General features: G+C 65.9%; 11 protein-coding genes. 5 read left to right on the top strand and 6 right to left on the bottom strand.

Annotation, left to right across the window (positions count from 1 at the left end; translation table 11 throughout):
• The first annotated feature begins 14 nt into the window (after positions 1-14).
• The 4 genes from BM382_RS00005 (at position 15) to BM382_RS00020 (ending at position 13,093) form a co-directional block, all read left to right on the top strand.
• Complete coding sequence (locus BM382_RS00005) at positions 15-10,193, top strand: DUF637 domain-containing protein (protein ID WP_239690782.1); 10,179 nt, start codon at positions 15-17, stop codon at positions 10,191-10,193.
• Positions 10,190-10,669: a hypothetical protein gene (locus tag BM382_RS00010; RefSeq protein WP_227454146.1), complete on the top strand. Its 480-nt coding sequence runs from the start codon at positions 10,190-10,192 to the stop codon at positions 10,667-10,669. Before BM382_RS00005 ends, BM382_RS00010 begins: the two co-directional genes overlap by 4 nt.
• Before the next feature lie 85 nt (positions 10,670-10,754).
• Entirely contained in the window at positions 10,755-11,666 is a 912-nt protein-coding gene (locus BM382_RS00015) for a LysR family transcriptional regulator BsrA (RefSeq protein ID WP_019095452.1), read from the top strand.
• 281 nt (positions 11,667-11,947) lie between these two features.
• A complete protein-coding gene (locus tag BM382_RS00020) occupies positions 11,948-13,093 on the top strand; it encodes an EAL domain-containing protein (protein ID WP_072441196.1) in 1,146 nt (381 codons plus the stop codon).
• 12 nt (positions 13,094-13,105) lie between these two features.
• Here the strand turns inward: BM382_RS00020 and BM382_RS00025 are convergent, their stop codons facing one another.
• Positions 13,106-13,579 carry a hypothetical protein gene (locus BM382_RS00025; RefSeq protein WP_015636104.1) on the bottom strand — a complete coding sequence of 158 codons (474 nt, stop codon included), beginning with the start codon at positions 13,577-13,579 and terminating at the stop codon, positions 13,106-13,108.
• A gap of 200 nt (positions 13,580-13,779) precedes the next feature.
• Between BM382_RS00025 and BM382_RS00030 the strand changes: the two genes are divergently transcribed.
• Positions 13,780-14,682: a LysR family transcriptional regulator gene (locus BM382_RS00030; protein ID WP_015636103.1), complete on the top strand. Its 903-nt coding sequence runs from the start codon at positions 13,780-13,782 to the stop codon at positions 14,680-14,682.
• A gap of 94 nt (positions 14,683-14,776) precedes the next feature.
• Here BM382_RS00030 and BM382_RS00035 read toward each other — a convergent pair whose 3' ends face one another.
• The 5 genes from BM382_RS00035 to BM382_RS00055 form a co-directional block, all read right to left on the bottom strand.
• Positions 14,777-16,135: an OprD family outer membrane porin gene (locus BM382_RS00035; RefSeq protein WP_072441200.1), complete on the bottom strand. Its 1,359-nt coding sequence runs from the start codon at positions 16,133-16,135 to the stop codon at positions 14,777-14,779.
• 116 nt (positions 16,136-16,251) lie between these two features.
• The gene (locus BM382_RS00040) at positions 16,252-17,601 is read right to left on the bottom strand and encodes a citrate-proton symporter (protein WP_072441204.1); all 1,350 of its coding nucleotides are present in this window, start codon (positions 17,599-17,601) and stop codon (positions 16,252-16,254) included.
• Between the two features lie 87 nt (positions 17,602-17,688).
• The gene (locus BM382_RS00045; RefSeq protein WP_072441207.1) at positions 17,689-19,083 is read right to left on the bottom strand and encodes an amidase; all 1,395 of its coding nucleotides are present in this window, start codon (positions 19,081-19,083) and stop codon (positions 17,689-17,691) included.
• Between the two features lie 269 nt (positions 19,084-19,352).
• Positions 19,353-20,765 (bottom strand): amidase, encoded by a 1,413-nt coding sequence (locus BM382_RS00050; RefSeq protein WP_011061956.1) that lies wholly within the window; start codon positions 20,763-20,765, stop codon positions 19,353-19,355.
• Positions 20,762-22,042 carry a Zn-dependent hydrolase gene (locus BM382_RS00055; RefSeq protein WP_072441210.1) on the bottom strand — a complete coding sequence of 427 codons (1,281 nt, stop codon included), beginning with the start codon at positions 22,040-22,042 and terminating at the stop codon, positions 20,762-20,764. The genes BM382_RS00050 and BM382_RS00055 overlap by 4 nt, the downstream gene beginning before the upstream one ends.
• Positions 22,043-22,050: the final 8 nt, after the last annotated feature.

The following is a 22,050-nucleotide window of genomic DNA, read 5'->3' on the forward strand; positions in this document are numbered from 1 at the left end:
ACGGCCAGTTGCGCATGGCGGACGCCACTGCCGAGAAGGGCGCGGTGGCGATCAAGGCCGGCAGCCTGGAGGCCCAGGGCGCGGTCTACGCCGGCACCGATCTCAAGGTGCAAACCCGGGGCGACCTGAGCAGCCAGAAAACCCTCGCCGCCCGGGACCGCATCACCCTCGACAGCGGTGGCCAACTGAGCAACAAGGGCATCATCGAAGCCGGGGTCAATGCCGATAACTCTCGCAACGCCAACGGCGACATCAGCCTCAACGCCCGGGATCTCGACAACCGCGGCAAGAGCATTGTCGCCAGTCGCGACCTGACCCTGAACATGGCCCAGATCCTGGACAACCGGGGCGGGACCCTCAGTGGCCAGCATCAGGTGAAGGTCAGCGCCGGTACTCTGGACAACCAGAACCAGGGCCGAGTCCTGAGCAGCGACAGCCTGGTGCTGCAGGCCACCCAGGTGCTGAACCACAACGCCCTGATCACCAGCGACGGCCAACTCAAGGCCGAGATCGGCCACCTGGGCAATCGCCATGGCGAGCTCAGCAGCCTGAGCCGGGTTCGCCTGCAACTGGCGGCGCTGGACAACGTCGCCGGGTTGGTGATGGCCGGTGAAACCCTGGATATCAACGCCAGCGGGGCCATCGACAACCGTGGCGGTGCCCTGGGGGCGGAGCGCTTGCTGAAGGTGCAGGCCGCATCCCTGGACAACAGCAAGGCCGGTAACCTGCGCAGCGAGAAGCGCCTGGAGGTCCAGGTCGCCGGGCGTCTCGACAACCAGGACAGGGGCTTGATTCAGGCTAACCAGGCCATGGAAGTACAGGCCGGGCAACTGGACAACCGCAAGGGCAGGATTTCCGGCAGCGACACCCTGGTGGTGCGCGGTGAGAGTGCGGACAACCGCGGTGGGGTGATACGTGCCGATCAGGCCCTGGGCCTGCACAGTCGTGACGTGGATAACCGCGACAAGGGCCGCCTGGAAAGCCGGACCGCCGTCACCGTCGAAGGCAACCGCCTGGACAACAGCGGTGGCCTGCTCAGCGCCACTTCAACCCTGACGCTGAACAGCGGCGAGGTGCTCAACCACGCTGGCCGCATCGCCAGCAAAGGCGAACTCCATGCCCAGGTGGACAGCCTTGCCCAGCATGGCGGCGAGCTGGTGGCCGAAGGCACTCTGCATCTGCAGGGCCAGTCCCTGGATAACCGGGACCAGGGCCTGGTGGCCTCCCTCAAGGCCCTGACCCTGGACGTCGTCGAGGTGGATAACCGTGGTGGTGCACTGTCGGGCCAGGGGGAAGTGCAGGTCAACGGCCAGGGGCTGAACAACAGTGATGGCGGCAAGGTCCTGGCGGACCAGCGCCTGCTGCTCCAGGTGGCCCGGGTCATCAACCAGAACCAGGGGCTGTTGTTCAGCAAGCAAGGGCTGACCCTGAGTGGCGACAGCCTGGACAACAGCGGCGGCCAGCTGGTGAGCCAGAAGCCGTTGCTGCTGACCCTGAGCGCAGCCCTGGACAACCAGCGCGGCCTGATCAGCGGCGAAGACCTGCTGACCCTCAAGGTTGGCAGCCTGGACAACCGCGGCGGACGCCTGACCGGTGCCCGGGCCCTGAGCATCGACAGCCGCGGGGCGCTGCTCAACCAGGGCGGCTCGATCGTCGCCGAGCAGGGGCTGACCCTGGACAGCATCAGCCTGAACAACAGCGACAAGGGCGTGATCAGCGCCAAGGCCGATGCACGCCTGGGCACCGGCGCTTTCGACAACAGCCAGGGCGGCAGCCTGACCAGTGCCGGGCAGTTGACCCTGACCACTGCCCAACTGACCAACAACCAGGGCCGGATCGGCAGCGACCAGGCCCTCAATGCCAGCATCACTGGTCTGCAGCAGCAGGGCGGCGAGCTGTTCAGCAACGCCGACCTGACCTTGGACCTGAACCATGGCCTGCTGGACAACCAGGGCGGCAACCTGCACACCCCGGGGCAGTTGTTGTTGCGCAACCTCGACCGGGTGGACAACCGCAGCGGTGAAATCTCCGGGGCCAAGGCCTTCAGCCTCAACGCCCGGGAACTGGACAACGGTGCCGGCAAGCTCCTGAGCAATCAGGCCCTGACCCTGCGCATCGAGCAGGCCCTGGCCAACGTCAAGGGGCTGATCTCGGCTGCAGCCATCGACAGCCGCAGCGCCAGTCTGGACAACCGCGACGGCCAGTTGCACAGCCGTGGCGACAGCCAACTGCAGGTCAGCGGGCACGCCGACAACCAGGGCGCAATACTGCTGGCCGAAGGGCAGATGACCCTCAAGGCCGCCAGCCTGGACAACCGCCAGGAGGGGCTGGTGGGCGCCACCCGCGCCCTGGACCTGCAGGTCGGGCGACTGGATAACCGCGGCGGTGAAGTGTCGAGCCGGCAGATCGACCTGAGCGGCGAGCGCCTGGACAACAGTGACCAGGGCCGCCTGCTGGCCAGTGGTGACCTGACCCTGAAGGTGGCCCGGGTGCTCAACCAGAACCTGGGCCTGATTTCCGCGGACCAGGACCTGAGCCTCAGCGGCATCGGCCTGGACAACCGGGGCGGGCAACTGGTGGGGGGCCAGCGCCTGGACCTGGAACTGGGTGAAGACCTCGACAACCGCAAAGGCCGGATCAGCAGCGAAGGCCGCCTGGCGATCCAGGCCCGCAACCTGAACAACGACCGGGGCAGCCTGTCCAGTGGTGGTGCCTTGCAGGTCAGCGCCGGGCAGGCCCTGAGCAACCAGGGCGGCAAGTTGTTGAGCGACGCGGGCCTGACCCTGGCCAGTGCCCGGCTGGACAACCAGCAGCAGGGCATCATCAGCGCCAAGGGCCGGCTGTCACTCACTACCGGAGCGCTGGACAACAGCCAGGGCGGCAACCTCAACAGCGGTGATGAACTGAGCCTGAACGCTGCCCAGGTCAACAACGAGCAGGGCAGCATCGGCAGCGCCAAGGCCCTGACGGCCTCGGTCACCGGGTTGCAGCAGCAGGGCGGCAAGCTGTTCAGCAAGAGCCGCCTGAGCCTGGACCTGAACCACGGCACCCTGAACAACCAGGGCGGCCTGATCAATGCCCCCGGTGTGCTACTGCTGAGCAACCTCGGCGCGGTGGACAACCGTCAGGGGGAAATCTCCAGCCAGCAGGCTTTCGAACTGGCCGCCCGCAGCCTGGACAACAGCGCCGGGCAGTTGCTCAGCAACCAGGCCCTGACCTTGCGCATCGAGGGCGCGCTGACCGCGCTCAAGGGCAAGATCGCCGCCGCCGCGTTGCAGATCGATGCCGCTAGCCTGGACCACAGCGGCTCGCTGCTCAGCGACAGCGAACTGGACCTGCGGGTCACTGGCCCGTTGCGCAACCAGGGCCTGATCCAGGCCGCCGGGCCGCTGCAGATCAGCGCCAACGGCCTGGACAACCAGGGTGGGCGCCTGCTCGGCGGCACCCGTGTGGGCATCGACCTGGGGCCCCAAGGCTCGGACCTGGACAACCGCCAGGGCCTGATCAACACCCAGGGCGTGTTGAGCATTGCCGGGCTGCGGGACCTGCAGAACCAGGCCGGGGAAATCTCCAGCACCCAGGGCTTCAACCTGGCCGGGCGCAGCCTGGACAACAGTGGCGGCAAGCTGATCAGCCACCAGCAGCTTGGGGTCGAGGCCGTGAACCTGGGCAACCAGCAGGGCCTGATATCCGGCTGGCAGGGGCTCAAGGTCAGCGGCGGCAGCCTGGACAACCGCCAGCAAGGTACCTTGTCGAGCCTGCTGGGGGATCTGAATATCGACCTCAGCGGCGCCTTGCTCAACAGTGCGCAAGGCGGGCTGGCCAGCCAGGGTCAGCTGACCCTCAAGGCCGCGAGCCTGGACAACAGCGACAAGGGCATCGTCACCAGCAAGGGCGAGCAGCAACTGATCCTTGGCAGTGGAGGTTTGAACAACGCCCGGGGCGGGCTGATTGAAAGCAGCGCCAGCCTCGACATCGGCGCCGGCGACCTGGACAACCAGGGCGGCCGACTCAGCGCCGTGGGCGGCCTGAACTTCACCGGCAATAGCCTGAACAACCAGGGTGGCAACCTGCGCGGTGAAGGCGCGGTGACCCTCGATCTTCTGGGTGCCCTGGTCAACACCCAGGGCAAGCTGGCCGCCAGCGGCCCGTTGCTGCTCAAGCGTTCCAGCCGCATCGACAACCAGGACGGGCAGTTGGTCAGCCAGAACCTGATGACTCTGTTCAGCAACAGCCTGGACAACAGTAACCGCGGCACCCTGGCCGCCAACGGTGCGCTGCAGGTCAACGTCAGTGGCGAGGTGCGCAACCAGAATGACGGCCTGATCTACAGCCGCGACGCCGGCCTGAGCCTGAGCGCCGGCAGCCTGAACAATGCCAAGGGCGCGATCCAGAGCGCCAAGGCCCAGACCCTGGCAGCGACCGGGGGCATCGATAACCAGGGCGGCAAGCTGATTGCCGAGGATGGAGACCTGGACATTCAAGGCGCCAGCCTGGATAACCGCGCGGGTGTACTGTCCAGCCTCAAGGGGCTGTTCCAGGCCCGGATATCGGAGGTGCTGAACAACCATGGCGGCCAGGCCGAGGCCCAGCGCCTGGATCTGCAAGCCCTGGCCGGTTTCGACAACGGCGCCGGACGCATGGCGGCCAAGGGTGGCGACTTGCTGCTCAATGCCGGCAGCGCCGGGGTGGATAACAGCCACGGCGGGCTGTATGCCAGCGGGCGGGTCAAGGCCAGCGGCAATCAGCTCGACAACAGCACCGGGCAGATCAACGGCCAGCACATCGACCTGGATTTCAACGGTTCCCTGGTCAACCAGGGCGGCCTGATTGAAAGCCGCGAGAGCCTGGCGCTGCGCGGCGCCAGCCTGGACAACCAGGGCGGCAAACTGCGGGCCCTGGCCCCTGGCGGCAAGACCGACCTGCAGATCGGCGGGCTGTTCGACAACCGCAACGGCCTGCTGGAATCCGCCAACACCGACCTGACCCTGGCGGCGTCGGGTTTCCTCAATCAGGGTGGCAGCCTGCTGCACCTGGGCGAAGGCAACTTCGATATCGCCACCGGCAACGTGATCAATGCCGGCGGCAGCCTGGTCACCCGGGGCGGGCTGACGCTGACCGCCGACAGCTGGACCAACAGTAGCGTGATCCAGGCCGGGCGCCTGAACCTCGACGTCAACCACTTCAGCCAGACCGCCGCTGGCCAGTTGCTGGCCAGCCAGCACTTGCAGGCCCGGGGCGGCAACTGGAACAACGACGGGCTGCTGGCCAGCGATGGCAGCCTGGACCTGCAGATCGGCGGCACCTATTCCGGTAATGGCCGGGTATCCAGCCTGGGCACCCTTGGCTTTGGCGCGGCCCAGCTCAACCTTGGCGCCGCGGGCAGCATCGCCGGTGGCGGCGGTACCCAGGTCACGGTCGCCGGGCAACTGAACAACGCCGGGCGCCTGACCTCCAACGCCGGACTCTCGCTGAATGCCGGCGGCGTGCTCAACACCGGCACCCTGGGCGGCGCCCAGGGCCTGAGCCTGACCACCCCGACCCTGGTCAACGACCACGGTTTCGTATTCAGCGGCCAGAACGCCAGCCTCAACGTCAACACCCTGACCAACAGCTATGGCGAGTTCTACAGCCTTGGCGGCCTGACCGTGGCCGGCATGGCGGCAGGCACCTCGGCCCAAAACCTGAGAAACATCTCCGGCAACATCCAGAGCGGCGGCGATATCAATATCGCTGCACTGGATCTGGTCAACGACCGGGAAAAATACGAAGCCAGCCAGCAGATCACCGATGGCCGCATGACCATCCGCTGCGTCCAGCACTGCGGCGGTGGCGCCAGTTGGGTCCGGGGGCCGGTGTTTATCTACCGGACGGTGGAAGGCGTGGTGACCAGCGACTCGCCGCAGTCGACCCTGAACGCGGGGGGCAACCTGACGGTCAACAGCACCAGCTTCCTCAACCGCTACAGCACCGTGTCGGCAGGCAATGACCTGAGCATCACCAGCGGCACCATCACCAACCAGGCCTCCCTGGTGGCGTCCGGTTCTTCCGGCTATGAAGTCGGCGCCGGGGTCAAGATCAATCGCGGGCTGTTCTTCCAGCTGGCCCGTGACGTGCAGGCCTATGACCGGGCGCACCCGCAGGGCAGTGCCTTCAACCAGGAGGACTTCGCCGCCCTGGTGGCCAAGTTCAACCCGGGGATCTTCTATGGCATCGACCGGCCGGTAGAGACCTCGACCCTGAGCTCTTCGGCGGCGCCGGCCATCATCCAGGCCGGTGGCAAGGCCCGGCTCACGGCAGCCAACGACATCAGCAATATCAGCGTGGTCAAGAATGCCATCGCCGTGGGCGGTAGCACCCGCGACACGGCGGTGGGCGCCTCCAGCAAGCCGCTGATGGTAGTGCTCCACTCCCAGCTACCGCCGGATCTGGCGCAGCAGCAGGTCAACCCCCTGAGTCTGCCCAACTTCAGCCTGCCATCCGGGCAGAACGGCCTGTTCCGCCTGAGCGGCCAGGGCGGCGCAGCGCAGCCCTCGGCCCCGGCGCAGAGCTGGAGCATAGGCGGCGCCAGCCTGGAACTGAGCACTCGCCAGGCCGGTCCGGAGCCGGTCCAGCCCCGGGAACTGAGCAACCGGCCGCTGCCGCAAGTGGCCCTGGGCGCTCGCGACCTGAACCTGGTTGATCACCAGGCCACGGGCATCGATGGCCGCGCAGCGACGGTGCAGGTGAACGCCGTGGCCGGGGATTCGCCGGGGGGCGTGCTGCTGCCCACGGGCAGTGCTGGCAACCAGAGCGTCAACCGCGTCCAGGGCCTGCCGGACAGCAGTGTGCGCAGCAATCCGCACAAGTACCTGATCGAGACCAACCCGCTGCTCACCGACCTCAAGCAGTTCATGGGTTCGGACTATCTGCTGTCGAAACTGGGCTACGACCCGGACCAGAGCGCCAAGCGCCTGGGTGATGGTTTTTACGAGCAGCGCCTGATCCAGCAAGCGGTCACGGCCCGTACCGGCCAGCGTTTCCTCGATGGCCAGAATAGCGATGAGGGCATGTTCAAGTACCTGATGAACAACGCCATCGCCAGCAAGGATTCGCTCAACCTGGCAGTGGGCGTGACCCTGACCTCCCAGCAGGTGGCGGCCCTGACCCACGACATCGTCTGGCTCGAAGAGCAGGAGGTGAACGGCGAGAAGGTGCTGGTGCCAGTGCTGTACCTGGCCAACGCCAACAACCGCCTGGCGCCCAATGGCGCGCTGGTCCAGGGCCGCGACGTGACCCTGATCGCCGGCAAGGACCTGGTCAACTCCGGGACCTTGCGCGCCAGTGAGAACCTCAGTGCCACGGCGGGGACTGACCTGATCAACGGTGGCCTGATCGAGGCGGGCAATCGCCTGAACCTGCTGGCCGGGGACAACGTGGTCAACCAGTCCGGCGGTATTATCGCCGGGCGTGACGTGACGGTCCGCGCCCTGGCCGGGGACGTGATCAACGAGCGCAGCATCACCACCTTCCAGAGCAACCCTGGCTCCACTACCCAGCGCCTGGACTACGCCGACAACGCCGGGCGGATCGAGGCCCGCAACGACCTGAATGTCGGTGCCGGTCGCGATATCAATAACATCGGCGGGGTGCTGAGCAGTGGCGGCGACACGACCCTGATCGCTGCGCGCGACGTCAACCTGGTATCGGCCCAGGAGCACGACAAGCTCACCCGCGACCGCTACCTCAACGAAAGCATCACCCAGCACGGTTCAAGCGTCAGCGTCGGAAGGGATCTGGCGGTCAGCGCCGGACGCGACCTGACGGCAGTCGCCAGCCAGATCGAGGCCAAGCGCAACATCGCCATGGATGCGGCGGGTGACCTGACCCTGGCCTCGGCGGCGGATGAGCAGCACAGCTACTCCAAGACCAAGAAGGTCACCCGCCAGGAAGACCATGTCAGCCAGGTCGGCACTTCGCTGACCGCCGGCGCCGATGTGGTCCTCAGTGCCGGCAAGGACCTGAGCCTGATCTCCAGCCGTATCAGCGCCGGCAACGAAGCCTACCTGGTGGCCGGTGACAACCTGGAGTTGCTGGCGGCCCAGGACAGCGACTACTCGCTGTACGACATGAAGAAGAAGGGCAGTTGGGGCCGCAAGAAGACCCGCCGTGACGAGGTGACCCAGGTCACCAACATCGGCAGCGAGATCACGACTGGCGGCGACCTGACCCTCAAGAGCGGCGGCGACCAGAAATACCAGGTGGCCAAGCTGGAAAGCGCCAAGGACCTGACCCTGGACAGTGGCGGCGCGATCACCTTCGAGGGGGTCAAGGACCTGCACGACGAAAGCCACACCAAGAGCAACAACAATGCCTTCTGGAATTCCTCCAAAGGCCGCGGCAACACCGATGAAACCCTGCGCCAGAGCAGCCTGGTGGCCGGCGGCAGCCTGACCATCAAGGCCGTGGAAGGCTTGAAGATCGACATCAAGCACATCGACCAGAAAAGCGTCAGCCAGGCCATCGACGCCATGGTCCAGGCCGACCCGCAACTGGCCTGGCTGAAACAGGCCGAGGCCCGGGGCGACGTCGACTGGCGCCAGGTCAAGGAGATCCACGAGTCCTTCAAGTACAACAACTCGGGCCTGGGCCCGGCAGCGCAGTTGATCATCGCCATCGCCTTGTCGGCGGTGATGGGGCCGATGATGGCCGGGATGAACACCATGCTCCAGGCAGTGTCGGTCAGTGTGGCCACCAAGGCCACGGTCAGCACCATCGACAACCGCGGCAACCTGGGCAAGGTCCTCAAGGACGTGACCTCCAAGGAGAGCATCAAGGGCTACACCGTGGCCGCAGCCACCGCCGGAGTGGCCCAGGGGTTGAACTACAACCCGAGCGCCATGGGCCTGGATGCCAAGAGCCTGCAGACCGTGGCGGTCAAGGTCACGGCCGATGCCCTGATCAAGACCGCAGTCTATGGCGGCAGCTTCAAGGACAACCTGGCCAGCGCCGCTGCCGGCACCGCGGCGAGCATTGGCGGGGCCTATGGTGCCGGCAAGATCGGCGACCTGGGCCTGACCGAAGGCGGCCTGGCGAAAATCGCCCTGCATGCCGGGCTCGGCGGCCTGCTGTCTGAAGCCATGGGCGGTGATTTTCGCACCGGCGCCATTGCCGGTGGTGCCAACGAGTTGCTGGTGGGGGTGCTGGGGGACAAGCTGCTGCCGGACAACCTGATCCCCGGCTCGCCGGAGTACATCCAGGCCCAGGCCAACCTGATGGCGCTGTCGCAGATTGTCGGCGTACTCGGCGCGTCGGCGTCCGGTGGTGACATGAGCATCGCCTCGGCGGTGGCGGCCAATGGCACTCAGTACAACTACCTGACGCACCAGGCCTTCGACGAGGTGGGCAACTGCCTGTCGGGACGTACCTGCTCTACCGATGAGCAGAAGAAGGCTGCGGTGGCCAAGGCCGAGAAACTCAGCGAGTGGCTGGACTCGGAAATGCGCAGCCTCTGCGACAAGGCGCCGACCAGCGACAGTTGCCGCGCGGCGGTCAATGCCTCGATCAAGTACGTGGCCATGAAGGATGCCTGGAACATCATGAACAAGGATGTGACCCGTTCCTCGAAGAACACCTTCGACTATCTCTACAACACCGAAGGGGCTGCCGGGCGCCTGGTGACCTACTTGAACACCATCGACAACCGGGCCAATTTCTTTGGTGCCAGCCATGTCTACGAGCAGAACATGGGGATTGGTGCCAAGTGGTTCGGTGGGGCGGAAGAGGTGTCCAGGGCCGGTTGGACCGGCCTGGGAGCCGACGATAACCTCTCGTACATAACCTTTGGTGTCGGCCGGCTGATGGCGCCGGTCTATGACTGGCGCAAGGCAGCCGGGGATGCGCTGATCACCGGTGGCTTCGAGAACTTCAAGAACCTCTACAACAAGGCCACCAGCGATCCGGTCGCCTGGGACATCAAGCAATTGAAAGGCGAACAGACTATCCTGCAGCCGATTCATGAGCAGTACATGGGCGACCGGAGTGCATTCACCTGGCTTTCCGGGCTGGTGACCGATACGTCGATCATGCCCGAGATAATGATCGGTGATCGAAAAGGAATGGATGGCGGCGTGGATATTCTGGATTACAAGTCCCGGGTGGAGTTTGGCTGCAAATTGCTGGGCTACTCCAAGAGCCAGGGCTGTGCGCCATGAGTGCGGCGGCTTACCCGCGACGCCGGGTGTTCATGGCGTTTTTCTTCTGCCCGCTGGTGTTGGGGCTGGTGTTCGGCGCCTTCAAGTTCGTCACGCTGCTGGCCCACCTGGCCAGCAACCCGCGATTGCTGGGGGAGGTGCGGGGGGGCGAGTTGCTGCTGATGCCGGTGCTTGCACCGCTGGTGGCCCAGGTGGCGTTTCTGCTGCCGTTCCTGGTCTTCGCCCTGGGGGTGACGCTGATGAAGGTCTACCACAGCCCGCGCGCCTGTGCGGTGCTGGCCCTGGTGGGCGCAAGCGTGGCCAGCCTATGGGCGCTGATCTTCATCGCCCTGGTGGTCCATGGCGTGAAGAAGGCACAGTTCGCCGACTACCAGGTGGAGATGCTGGTGCTATTCGTGGCTGCCTGCCTGACCTGCTGGCTGGCGGCGCGCCTTTTCCTGCCCGAGAGCAATGCTGGTCCAGGGGTTGCTGACTGACCCCTTGCTCCGGCTGCCGTTATTGACAGCCGGGGCTGGCGCCGCGAATTATCCAGCCCCTGGATAATTTCGATGGGCATTATTCATGAAGCTCAATGTGCAGCGCCTGGACCTCAACCTGTTGCGGGTGTTCGACGCCTTGATGCAGGAGCAGAACCTGTCCCGGGCCGCGGTACGCCTGAACCTCAGCCAACCGGCGGTGAGCAATGCCCTGGCGCGCCTGCGTCGGCACCTGGACGAGCCGCTGTTCATTCGCACCGCCCGCGGCATGCAACCCACCTCCCGGGCCCTGAGCCTGCATGTGGCCGTGCGCCAGGCCCTGCACCTGTTGCAGCAGGGCCTCGATCCTGCTGCGGCGTTCGAGCCGGCGGCGGCCCAGCAACTGTTCACCTTGTCGATGAACGATTACGCCCAGGCGCGCCTGCTGCCGGCCCTGTCCCGGCGCCTGCAGCAGGTAGCGCCCGGGGTCCGGCTGGCGGTGCGCAGCGACAGCGCCGACGCCATCGCCGCCTGGCTCGGTGCCGGGATGCTCGACCTGGCGGTGGACTACCTGTATTTCGACAGCCCGGACCTGTGCTACCAGCCGCTGCTTGAGGAGCAACTGGTGGTGATCGGCCGTCGCGACCATCCGGCCTTTGCCCCGGAACTGAGCCTGGAGGCCTACCAGGCTTGCCAGCACGTGGCGATTCCCGATCGGGGTGGGCGCGGCTCGCCCCTGGAAATCGTTCTCGGCTCGGCCAAGGTCCAGCGCCAGGTGCAGGTGTTCGTGCCCAACTACCTGAGCATTCCGCTGATCGTTGCCCAGTCCGACCTGCTGGGCACCGTGCCACGCTACCTGGCGGAGCATTTCTGCGCCTTGCTGCCGATCCGCATCGCCAGCCTGCCGCTGCTGGCGGCGCCGGTGCAGGTCAGCCTGATCTGGCATCGCCAGCAGCAACAGGCGCCGGGCCTGCAATGGTTGCGCAGGGAGATTGCGGCCATTGCCAGTGCTCCATAGTCGCCATGCACTCCGGGTAAACGGGGCGCTGCCCAGGAGGGGCCGACCTCGGTCGACCAGCTCTGGCTCCGGAATTTCTTGAGAAAGTGCCAAGTCTCAGAAATTTCCCGCTTCCATTGGCGAAGTGTCTTGAACTCAGTTGAGTTCAATTTGGCTAGCATGGTTTTTTATCCGGAGCCGCGGTGATGTCGACGCTGAGCGTACTGTTGTTGTGTTCGAACGCTTTTCGGGTTCGACATTTTTCAAGAATTCTCGCGTCTTGCGGTTTTGCTCGGGTACAAGTGATCAGCGATGACTGCGACGGGGCTCAGTTCCCGCCCGCCCTGGATGAACTGGACCTGGTGATCTGCGACTCGCTGCACTCCCTGAACGCCATCCCCTACCTGCGCAGGCTCTGCGAGCACTACGGGTTTTTCTCGATGATGGAATGCGAGGCACTGCAAGCGCCGATCCGTTGGGGGCTGGCGAACTTTCGCATGCGTTCCGGCAAGTACTGCGTCGGCAGTTACAGCGAGCTGGACACGCTGCAGATCAGCGCCTTGCTGCTCAAGGCGCTGGCCATCAAGCGTACGGTGAAAGGCCATGCACGTGACGATGCTTCAGGGGCGGCGGGAGCTGGTTGCGCCAACAACGACTGGGTGGCCGAACTGGATGTTTCCCAGGCCCTGGAACAGCGGCAGATCGTGGCTTTTTTCCAGCCCCAGGTCTGTATCAAGACCCGGCGCATCACCGGCGTCGAAGTCCTGGCCCGTTGGCAGCATCCTCACAAGGGGGTGCTGGGGCCGCAGTTCTTTCTCGATCTGTTCGACAGCCCGCAGGGCCATCGCCAGTTGTTCGATTGCCTGTTGCAGCAGGGCCTGGCGCTGCAGCGGCAGTTGCAGGGCCACGCCAGCGGCGATGCCCTGATGTTCTCCTACAACATTGAGGCCAGCCAGCTGGGCGATCCGCAATTCGCCTTGCGGGTGTTGCAACAGATCGACGAGGCGCAGGTGCCCACACGCCAGGTGACCCTGGAGATCACCGAGCGCCAGGCTCTGGTCCTGAGCATGCAGAGCATCGAGAACATCAGTGTGCTGGTGCACAGTGGCGTGCGTCTGTCCCTGGATGATTTTGGCACCGGGCATTCCTCGATCATGCGCCTGGCGGACATTCCCTTTGGCCAGCTCAAGCTGGACTCCGGATTTGTCGCCAACGCTACGGGGGCCAAGGAAACCCGGATCATCGAGGCCATCGTGGGGATGGCCGGTGCGCTGAACCTGGAGCTGGTGGCCGAAGGCATCGAGACCGAAAAGCAACGTGCGCACCTGCAGCGCCTGGGTGTCGATGCGGCCCAGGGCTTTCTGTTTCACAAACCGATGAATGCAGCCGCCCTGGTCCGGGTCTTGACGTTGAGCCGGCCGCCGCAGCGACAGCTCAGCCAGAGCTAGGATGCAGCGCGGTCACTGCGTCTTGAGCATCACATAGGCTTCACCGCCACGACGGTCGTGCATGAGGATGAAGGTCTGCCCGTTGAGGGTGATCTTGCTCGGTACGCTCTGGGCCACCGGGGTGCTGGAGAACTTGCCGGCCACGCTGAGAAATTGCTGGGTCAGCGAGCTGTCGTTCTGGGTCGGGGTGGTGATCGCGCATTCCTTGTTGGCCTGTATCTGCACGCCCAGGCTTTGGTCCTCGTTCATGCCCATCTTGGCGAAGCCGGCATCGGTCAGGTCACTGATGCCATGGTTGCGCGCGGCGGTCTCGGCGCCGGCGAAGGACGGCGCGGACTTCAGGCAGATATCGCGAAAGGCCAGGATGCCGGCGGAAGTGATGGTGGGCTCCGGGTTGATCTCCCGGGTCACGCTGGAGCAGGCGCCAAGCAGCGCCAGGGCGGTGAGGGTTGCGGCAAGTGGTGCGGTGCGGGGCAGAGTGCTCATGGAAATCCTTGGAAGCAGACGGCAAGGGGGGCGGGGAGGGTTCTTGCCGAATGAGGCATCGGCGCCCTGGCAGGGTAGGCAGGGGCATCGTTCAGATCAATCTTTTGTGTGAAAACCGCGTGTTGAACGGTTCCGGGGCGCTGCGGCTGGCGCAGTAATTGCCTGCCTCATGGCTCAGTTCAACGATGGGGCCTGCGGCCATGCAATTACGAGCGTTGCGTTACTTCCACGAGGTGGCCCGGTGCGCCTCCCTGCGTCAGGCGGCGGAGCGCCTGTACGTGACCCCCACCGCAGTCAGCCGGCAGATCGAGCAACTGGAGCACTTCTTCGGCACCGCGCTGATCGAGCGCGGGCCCCGGGGCATTCGCCTGACCGTGGAGGGTGAATGCCTGGCCGAGCAGGTCACTTCCACCTTGCGCGGCTTCGACCAGGTGCGCGATGTGATCGCCAGCCGGCAGAGCCAGGTAGCGGGTAACGTCAGCATCCATGTGTCGGAAAGTATCGTTTCCAGCGTGCTGGCGCCGGTGCTGGCGGCGTTCAACCGGGCCCATCCGAAAGTCACCTTCAACATCGTCATCGCCAGTGCCGGCGCCACTCTGGATGCCCTGTGCAGCGGCGAGGCCGACCTGGGCCTGGCGTTCTACCTGCCGGAACGGGCCGAAGTGGAGGTGACCGCCCACTGCCAACTGTGGCACCGGGTACTGGTCAGCGCCGAGCACCCGTTTGCCCAGTGCCCGAGCATTCGCCTGCAGGATCTGGAGGGCCAGCCCCTGGCGATTCCCGACTCGGCCTACGGCGTGCGCCAGGCCCTGGAGGGCGCGGCGAAAAAGCGCGGAGTGAACATCCTTCCGGTATTCACCACCAGCTCCCTGGAGGTGCAGAAAAGCCTGGCCCGCCAACGTGCGGCAGTGCTGATCCTGCCCCAGGTGGATGCCGAGGCCCGGGATCTGGGGGATGGGCTGGTGGCCGTGCCGATCGACGACCAATACCTGGAGCGGATCCGGGTGGACCTGTGCGTGGTGCGCAACCGGCCCTTGTCGGTGGCGACCCTCAGGTGCCAGGAAATGCTTGTCCGGGCGATGCAACGCCATAGCCTGGCGTAGGAGCGGGCTTGCCCGCGAAAGCGTTTCCAAGAGCGCTGCACGGCTTACGGACCTCTTCGCCGGCAAGCCGGCTCCTACGGAGGAGGGGCGGTGGTCAGAACAGGTTGAACGGAAAATTCCCCACCAGGCGGAACTCGTCATAGCTGCCGTCGATCTGCCCGCCGCTGGCGCGGTGGTTGTAGACGATGGTGCGCAGCACCGCATCCTTGAGCCGTCCGGACTGCACCACATAGGCCAGCATCAGGCCGTTTTCGTTGTGCTTGGCGCCGTCCAGGCCGCGCACGTTGTAGCCGCGGTTGCGGCCATCGCGATCGCCGTCGTAGTGCGTGCCGTCGATGCCCCAGCCCTTGGCGTGCCACAGGCTGGCGCTCAGCCCCGGCACGCCGTAGGCGGCAAAATCCAGGTCATAGCGCAACTGCCAGGACTTTTCATTGGGGCCGTTGTAGTCCGAGTACAGGGAGTTGGCCATGTAGTTGCCGGTGGACTCCCAGATGTAGTCGAAGTACTCGTTGCCGAACACTTGCTGCCAGGCCAGGGTCAGGCTGTGGGCCTGATGGCTGCCGGTCAGCGCCAGACTGAAGGCGTCGTTATCGATGTAGCCCAGGCGCTGCTGGCCCTGGTCCCGGGTGTGGTAGTAGTTGAACGCGGTCTTCAGCGCCAGCCGGCTTTTGTCCCCGGCGCGGTGGGTCAGGCCCAGGTAGTACTGGTCCCACATGTTCTCGAAGCGCGAGGCATAAAGGCTGCCTTCCAGGCCCAGGCCGGGCTTTACCGTCGCCCCCAGGTAGCTGATGCGCTCGCCGCTGTAGGCGCGGTTGCCGAAGGTGGTGGTCAGGCGTTCGCTGCCGGTGCCGGTGCGCGGGATGGCCCGGTCGAAGCTGCCGGCCTGCAGCGACAACCAGTCGGTTTCATGGCTGTACAGGCCCACGCCCTGGAAGCTGGAGGGCAGGGCGCGGTTGTCCTTGTAGCGCAGCACCGGGTTGTCGGTCATCAGGCGCCCGGCCTTGAGTTCGGTGTTGGACAGGCGCAGGCGGACATCGCCGATGCCCAGGCGGCTCCAGGTGGGCAGGGCATCGCCGTCACTGTCCACCAGCACTCGGTCGCCGCCGTTGGCCACCCGGCCGTGGCCGCGCTCCAGGTTCACTGCGCTGAACAGGCCGGCGTCCACCCCAATGCCGATCAGCCCTTGGGTATAGCCGGAGCTGTACTTGAGCATGCCGGTCTGTACCCAGGTTTCCCGCACCCGGGTGCGCTGGTTGCCGTCCGGTTTCTTGATCGTCAGGTAGGTGTCGCGTTGGGTGTGCTGGTTGGAGTAGTAATGGCGCAGGTTGAGGTCCAGGCTGCTGCCTTCGATAAAGCCCGGGGCCTGGGCCTGCTGGCTTGGGCGCGGGTTGTCCTGGGCCAGCAGGGGGCTGCTGGCGCTCATGGCCAGGAGGCAAAGTACGAGCTGTTTCATGTCGCTTCCCCACAAATCAAAGGCGTCGAACCTCCGCCCGACCGCGGTCATGCGCGGCCGGCAGGGTAGAGGAAGACGCGGTGCCGGAAAAGAGTTTTGGGCAGTGAGGCGAATGCTCAGCGGGCGCGGGCTTCTGCGAGCCGTTGGCCGGGGTTGCTGCGCCCGGGTGCTTGCGGGCGGGTTTCCTTGGCGAACCAGGCGGCGGTCAGGCACACCAGGTTGGCCACCAGCAGGTAGCCCACTGGCGACATCGGGTTGCCGGTGGTGCCGATCAGCCAGGTGATGATGATCTGCGCCGTACCGCCGAAAGCCGCCACGCCAAAGGCATAGACGATGGAGAAACCGGTGGAGCGCACCGCCTTGGGGAAGCTCTCCACCAGCAGCACGATCAGCGCCGCGCCGCTCATGCCGTGCAGCCCGGAGAGCACCGCCAGGGTCAGCAGGAAGGTCGTCGGGCTGGGGTGCTCGGTCATCAACTGCAACGCCGGGAACAGCACCAGCAACAGCACCACCCGCGGCGCCATGAGGATGGTGCGGCGGCCGAAGCGGTCGCAGAGCATGCCGCCGGCAATCGCACACACCGCCATGGCTGCGCCGGCCACCAGGGTCGAGAGCATGGAGATGCTGGTGGGCAGTTTCAGTTCGGTGAGGGCGAAGGTGGTCATGTAGTTGATGAAGTACTGGGTGATGGTGCTGCCCGACAGAATCAGCAGCCCCAGCACCAGCGCCCGGCGATGCTCGCCGAACACCTGGCGCACCAGGCTACCGGTGCTGGCTGTCTCACCCTGGCCGTGGAAGGTTTCCGCCAGGTTGCGGCGGATGTAGATGCCGATTGGCAGCACCAAGAGGCCGAACACGAAGGGCACGCGCCAACCCCAGCTGTTGAGGTCCTCGGGGGACAGCACCTGGGTCAGGGTGTAGCCCACGGTGCCGGCGGCCATGGCGGCCACGCCCTGGGCCACCACCTGCCAGCAGGCGTAGGTGCCGCGTTTGTGGGCCGGCGCGGCTTCGAGGATGTAGGTGGTGGCGGGGCCGGCTTCTCCGCCCCAGGCCAGGCCCTGGATCAGCCGAGTGAGCACCAGCAGGATCGGTGCGGCGATGCCGATGCTTTCATAGCTGGGCAGGATGGCGATGCTGCCGGTGCCCACGGCCATCATCACCAGGGTCAGGAGCATCGCCGGCTTGCGCCCGACGCGGTCGGCGTAGGCACCGATCAGCACGGCCCCCAGGGGCCGCACGATAAACCCCACACCGAAGGCGGTGACCGACAGCATCAGGCTGACAAAGGCGCTGTCGGAGGGAAAGAAGGTGTGGCCGATCATCACCGCAAAGGTGGCGTAGACCCCGAAATCGAAGAACTCCACGGCGTTGCCGAGGATCACCGCAAACACACTGCGCTTGCCTCCCGCTGCATTGTGCGTTTCGGGCTCGGGTGTGGCGGATGGATTGGACGCTTGGCTGTGCATACTGGCCCCTCGAATTTTTATTCATAGGTTGCCCAGGCCCCGGGCGGCAAGGCCCGGGGCTGGGGTGAAGGTGGCAGTTTCGGTGTGTCAGTGGGACGGCGGATTTGGCCAGCTGTGGATTGCTCCGCGCCAGCTCTCATAGGCCTTGGCCACTTGCAGCAGCCATTGATCGGCAAAGCGCGGGGCGATCATCTGCAGGCCGATGGGCATGCCATCGGCGGCGAAACCGCAGTTGATCGACAGCGCCGGTTGTTCGCCCATGTTCCAGGGCAGGGTGAAGACGATGTGCTCGAACGGCTGCTGCGGATCATTGCTCGGTGACGGCCACTGGGCGGGAAAATGGTTGATCTGGTTGGTGGGTGACAACACCAGGTCGAACTCGCTGAACACCTGGGCGGCGCGGCGACGCATCTCGAAGGTCTGGTTGAAGCCCAGCACCGCCTCGACCCCGGACAAGTCGGCCCCCGGCGCCGCCCAGTCGCGGATATAGGGCAGCACCTTGGCGAACTGCTCGGCACCCAGGGCCGAGAGTTCCGCCCATTGTCGGGCGCGCCAGAAGCGGTCGAGGCCGTCCAATTGCGCGCGGTCCATGATCGGCGCCAGGGTGCGGACCTGGGCGCCGTGGCTCTCGAACAGCCGCGCAGCCTGTTCCACCGCTGCGCAGACAAAACCTTCCGGTTGCAGCCCCGCGCCGGGTTCCAGCATCAGGCCGATTTTCAAGCCGTTGACCGACACCGGCTCGTCGCTCCAGTCCGTGGTCAAGGGCGGCAGGCTGGTGGCGTCCCGGGCATCGGGTCTGGCCAGGTGGCGCATCAGCAGCACGGTATCCTCGACGCTGCGGGTCATGGGCCCGGCGCAGCGTCCGGTGTAATACGGGTCGATAGGAATCCGCCCCAGGGTCGGCTTGAACCCCACCAGCCCGCACCAGGCGGCCGGCAGGCGCACCGAGCCGCCGATGTCGGTGCCGATGTGCAGCGGTCCATAACCGGCGGCCGCTGCGGCCGCGGCACCGGAACTGGAGCCGCCGGTATTGCAGGCGGTGTTCCAGGGGTTGCGGGTAATGCCGTGGAAGCTCGACAGCCCCGAAGACAACATGCCGAAATCCGGCACCGTGGTCTTGGCCAGGATGATCGCCCCGGCTTCACGCATCCGCGCGGCGGGTGGAGCATCCTGCAACGCCGGCTTCAGTGTGGTGGCCGCGCTGCCCAGCGGAATCGGCGTGCCTTGGGTGGCGATCAGTTCCTTGATCGTCACTGGAATCCCGTCCAGCGGGCCGTTGGGGGCGCCCTTGTTCCAGCGCTCGGTGGCGGCCCGGGCCTGCAGGCGCACCTGCTCCGGATCGAAGGCGTAGAGCGCACGGATATGCGGCTCCCAGCGCCCGATATGGGCCAGCAGATGCTCGTAGTAGTCCAGTGGCGAGAGGGTGCGGCTGGCGAATTGCGCCAGCAGCTGGGTGGTGGATAGATTGTGCAAATCAGTCATCGAACGCATCCTTGTGTCGGGCGTCAGTCGGGTTGCTGATGGCCCGACTGTATCGCTTCCACCCTAGCCCAACCATCACAAAGGACGCAGCCTGGTGTTGCGTTTTTGTGAGCACTGCAGCGGCGTATCCCTCGGCCCGATTGAATACGGCCCCACCCAATCGCGACGTTCTGTAGGAGCGGGCTTGCCCGCGAAGGCGGCCTCAGGGGTTGCACAAGACTCGCGGGCCTCTTCGCCGGCAAGCCGGCTCCTACGGGATTTTGTGCGGGTCAGTGTCGCAGGACGGGGGCTTGGGGGTGGGGGCTGGGGAACGCTTGTTCATAGGCCCGGCACAAGCGCAGCACTTGCTCATCGGCAAAGCGTGCGCCGACTACGTGCAGGCCCACGGGCAGGCCGTCGTCGGCAAAGCCGCAGGGCAGTGACGCCGCCGGTTGCTGGGTCAGGTTGAAGGGGTAGCTGAAGGGCGTCCACTCCATCCACTCCCCCAGGCCCGAGTCCGGTGGGACGTTATGTCCGGCGGCGAAGGCGGTCAGGGGCAGCATCGGCGAGAGCAGCAGGTGGTAGCGCTCATGGAAGGCGGCCATGTGGGCCACCAGGGCGGCGCGCGCCTCCAGGGCGGCGCTGTAGTCGCTGAGGCTGATGCCTTCGCCCTGTTCGGCGATGCGCAGCAGGCCCGGGTCCAGCAAGGCGCGCTGGGCGGGGCTGAGGGCTGCGGTCAGGCGCGCCGCTCCGGAGAACCACAGGGTATTGAACATCTCCAGGGGATCACTGAAACCGGGATCGACCTGCTCGATCTGTGCCCCCAGTTGCGCCAGGCGCTCCACCGCCCGGGCCACCACTCGCGCCACTTGCGGGTCGACCTTGACGTAGCCGAAGTCCGGGCTGTAGGCGATGCGCAGGCCCTTGAGGCTGGCATTTTCCGGTAACCAGGGCGTGCTGCGCGGTGCGCCGAGCAGGCCGTCACGGGCATCCGGGCGGGCCACGGTCTGCAGCATCAGCACGGCGTCATCGACGCTGCGGGTCATCGGGCCCAGGTGCGAGAGGATGTTCATCGCGCTGGCCGGCCACTGCGGCACGTAGCCGAAGGTCGGCTTGATGCCGAAGGTGCCGGTGAAGGCGCAGGGAATGCGGATCGAGCCGCCGGCATCGCTGCCCTGGTGCAACACGCCGAGGTTCAGCGAGGCCGCCGCCGCTGCGCCGCCGGAAGAGCCGCCGGCCGTCAGGCGAGTGTCCCAGGGGTTGCGAGTGATGCCGTACAAAGGGTTGTCGGTCACGCCTTTCCAGCCGAATTCCGGAGTGGTGGTCTTGCCCAGCAGCACCGCGCCGGCCGCGCGCATGAAGCCGGAGAAGGGTGCATCGACCTCCCAGGGGCCGGTGGCCGCAGTGGTTTTCGAGCCCTTGCGGGTGGGCATGCCGCGGGTCAGGGTCAGGTCCTTGATCGACGCCGGCAAGCCGTCCAGGGCGCCGCAGGGCTGGCCCTTGAGCCAGCGCTGTTCGGAGGCCCGTGCCGCGTCCAGGGCCCCTTGGTGGTCGATATGGCAATAGGCGTTGACCAGCGGATTGAAGCGCTCGATACGCGCCAGGGCGTCTTCGGTGACCTCCACCGGTGACAGGCGCTTGTCACGGTAATGGCGCAGCAGTTCGACGCCGCTCAAGGCGGCGATGTCAGTGGCTTGCTTCATAGCGATTGAGCTCCTTGAGCGGCATTGACCATGGCCCGCAGCAGGACCGCGCAGCCGTCGGCCAGGTCCTGGGGCGCGGCGTTTTCAATTTCGTTGTGGCTGATGCCGCCCTCGCAGGGCACGAAGATCATCCCTGCCGGGCCCAGCTCGGCGATGAAGATCGCGTCGTGCCCGGCGCCGCTGACGATGTCCATGTGGCTCAGCCCCAGGTGCTCGGCGCCCTGGCGCACGGCGGCCACGCAGGCGGGGTCGAAGTCCAGCGGCGGGAAGTCGGCGGTGGCGGTCAGCTCGAAGCTCAGGCCGTGCTGGCGACAGCTGTCTTCGATCACTTGGCGCACTTCATCGACCATGGCTTGCAACCGATCGGCGTGCAGGTGGCGCAGGTCGAGGGTCATCTGCACCTGCCCGGGGATCACGTTGCGCGAGCCCGGGTGCAGGCTCAGGCAGCCCACGGTGCCGCAGGCATGGGGCTGATGGGCATGGGCGATGCGATTGACCGCGCTGACCACTTGCGCCGCGCCCACCAGAGCGTCCTTGCGCAGGTGCATCGGCGTCGGCCCGGCGTGGGCCTCGACCCCGCTCAGGGTCAGGTCGAACCACTTCTGGCCCAGGCAGCCCATGACCACGCCAATGGTGGTCTGGCGGTCTTCCAGCACCGGCCCTTGCTCGATATGCGCTTCGAAATAGGCGCCCACCGGATGGCCGAATACCGCACGCGGACCGGCATAGCCGATGCGCTGCAACTCGGCGCCCACCGACAGGCCCTGTTCATCCTGCTTGGCCAGGGTGTCGGCGAGGTCGAACTTTCCGGCGAACACCCCCGAACCCATCATGCACGGCGGGAAGCGCGAGCCTTCCTCGTTGGTCCAGACCACCACTTCGATCGGCGCCTGGGTTTCCAGGCCCAGGTCGTTCAGGGTGCGGATCACCTCCAGCCCGGCCATCACCCCGTAGCAACCGTCGAACTTGCCGCCGGTGGGCTGGGTGTCGATATGGCTGCCGGTCATTACCGGGGCGCGGGTCGGGTCACGCCCGGCGCGGCGGGCGAAGATATTGCCGATGCCGTCCACGCTGACGCTGCAGCCGGCCTCTTCGCACCAGCGCACGAACAGGTCCCGGGCCTGCCGGTCGAGGTCGGTGAGGGCCAGGCGGCACACGCCACCCTTGGCGGTGGCGCCCAGTCGGGCCAGGTCCATCAAGGACTGCCAGAGGCGCTCGCGGTTGATCAGCGGGGCATTGCTGTGCAAGGACTGCAGTGGGTCCAGTCGACTGTTCATGGCATTTC

Source organism: Pseudomonas sp. NFPP25 (assembly GCF_900116505.1).
GTDB lineage: Bacteria > Pseudomonadota > Gammaproteobacteria > Pseudomonadales > Pseudomonadaceae > Aquipseudomonas > Aquipseudomonas protegens.

What these genes read in the sequence shown, in the direction of transcription:
- BM382_RS00005 (WP_239690782.1), top strand. Translation starts at nt 15, where the DNA reads ATGGCGGACGCCACTGCCGAGAAGGGCGCGGTGGCGATCAAGGCCGGC.
- BM382_RS00010 (WP_227454146.1), top strand. Translation starts at nt 10,190, where the DNA reads ATGAGTGCGGCGGCTTACCCGCGACGCCGGGTGTTCATGGCGTTTTTC.
- BM382_RS00015 (WP_019095452.1), top strand. Translation starts at nt 10,755, where the DNA reads ATGAAGCTCAATGTGCAGCGCCTGGACCTCAACCTGTTGCGGGTGTTC.
- BM382_RS00025 (WP_015636104.1), bottom strand. Translation starts at nt 13,579, where the DNA reads ATGAGCACTCTGCCCCGCACCGCACCACTTGCCGCAACCCTCACCGCC.
- BM382_RS00030 (WP_015636103.1), top strand. Translation starts at nt 13,780, where the DNA reads ATGCAATTACGAGCGTTGCGTTACTTCCACGAGGTGGCCCGGTGCGCC.
- BM382_RS00035 (WP_072441200.1), bottom strand. Translation starts at nt 16,135, where the DNA reads ATGAAACAGCTCGTACTTTGCCTCCTGGCCATGAGCGCCAGCAGCCCC.
- BM382_RS00040 (WP_072441204.1), bottom strand. Translation starts at nt 17,601, where the DNA reads ATGCACAGCCAAGCGTCCAATCCATCCGCCACACCCGAGCCCGAAACG.
- BM382_RS00045 (WP_072441207.1), bottom strand. Translation starts at nt 19,083, where the DNA reads ATGACTGATTTGCACAATCTATCCACCACCCAGCTGCTGGCGCAATTC.
- BM382_RS00050 (WP_011061956.1), bottom strand. Translation starts at nt 20,765, where the DNA reads ATGAAGCAAGCCACTGACATCGCCGCCTTGAGCGGCGTCGAACTGCTG.
- BM382_RS00055 (WP_072441210.1), bottom strand. Translation starts at nt 22,042, where the DNA reads ATGAACAGTCGACTGGACCCACTGCAGTCCTTGCACAGCAATGCCCCG.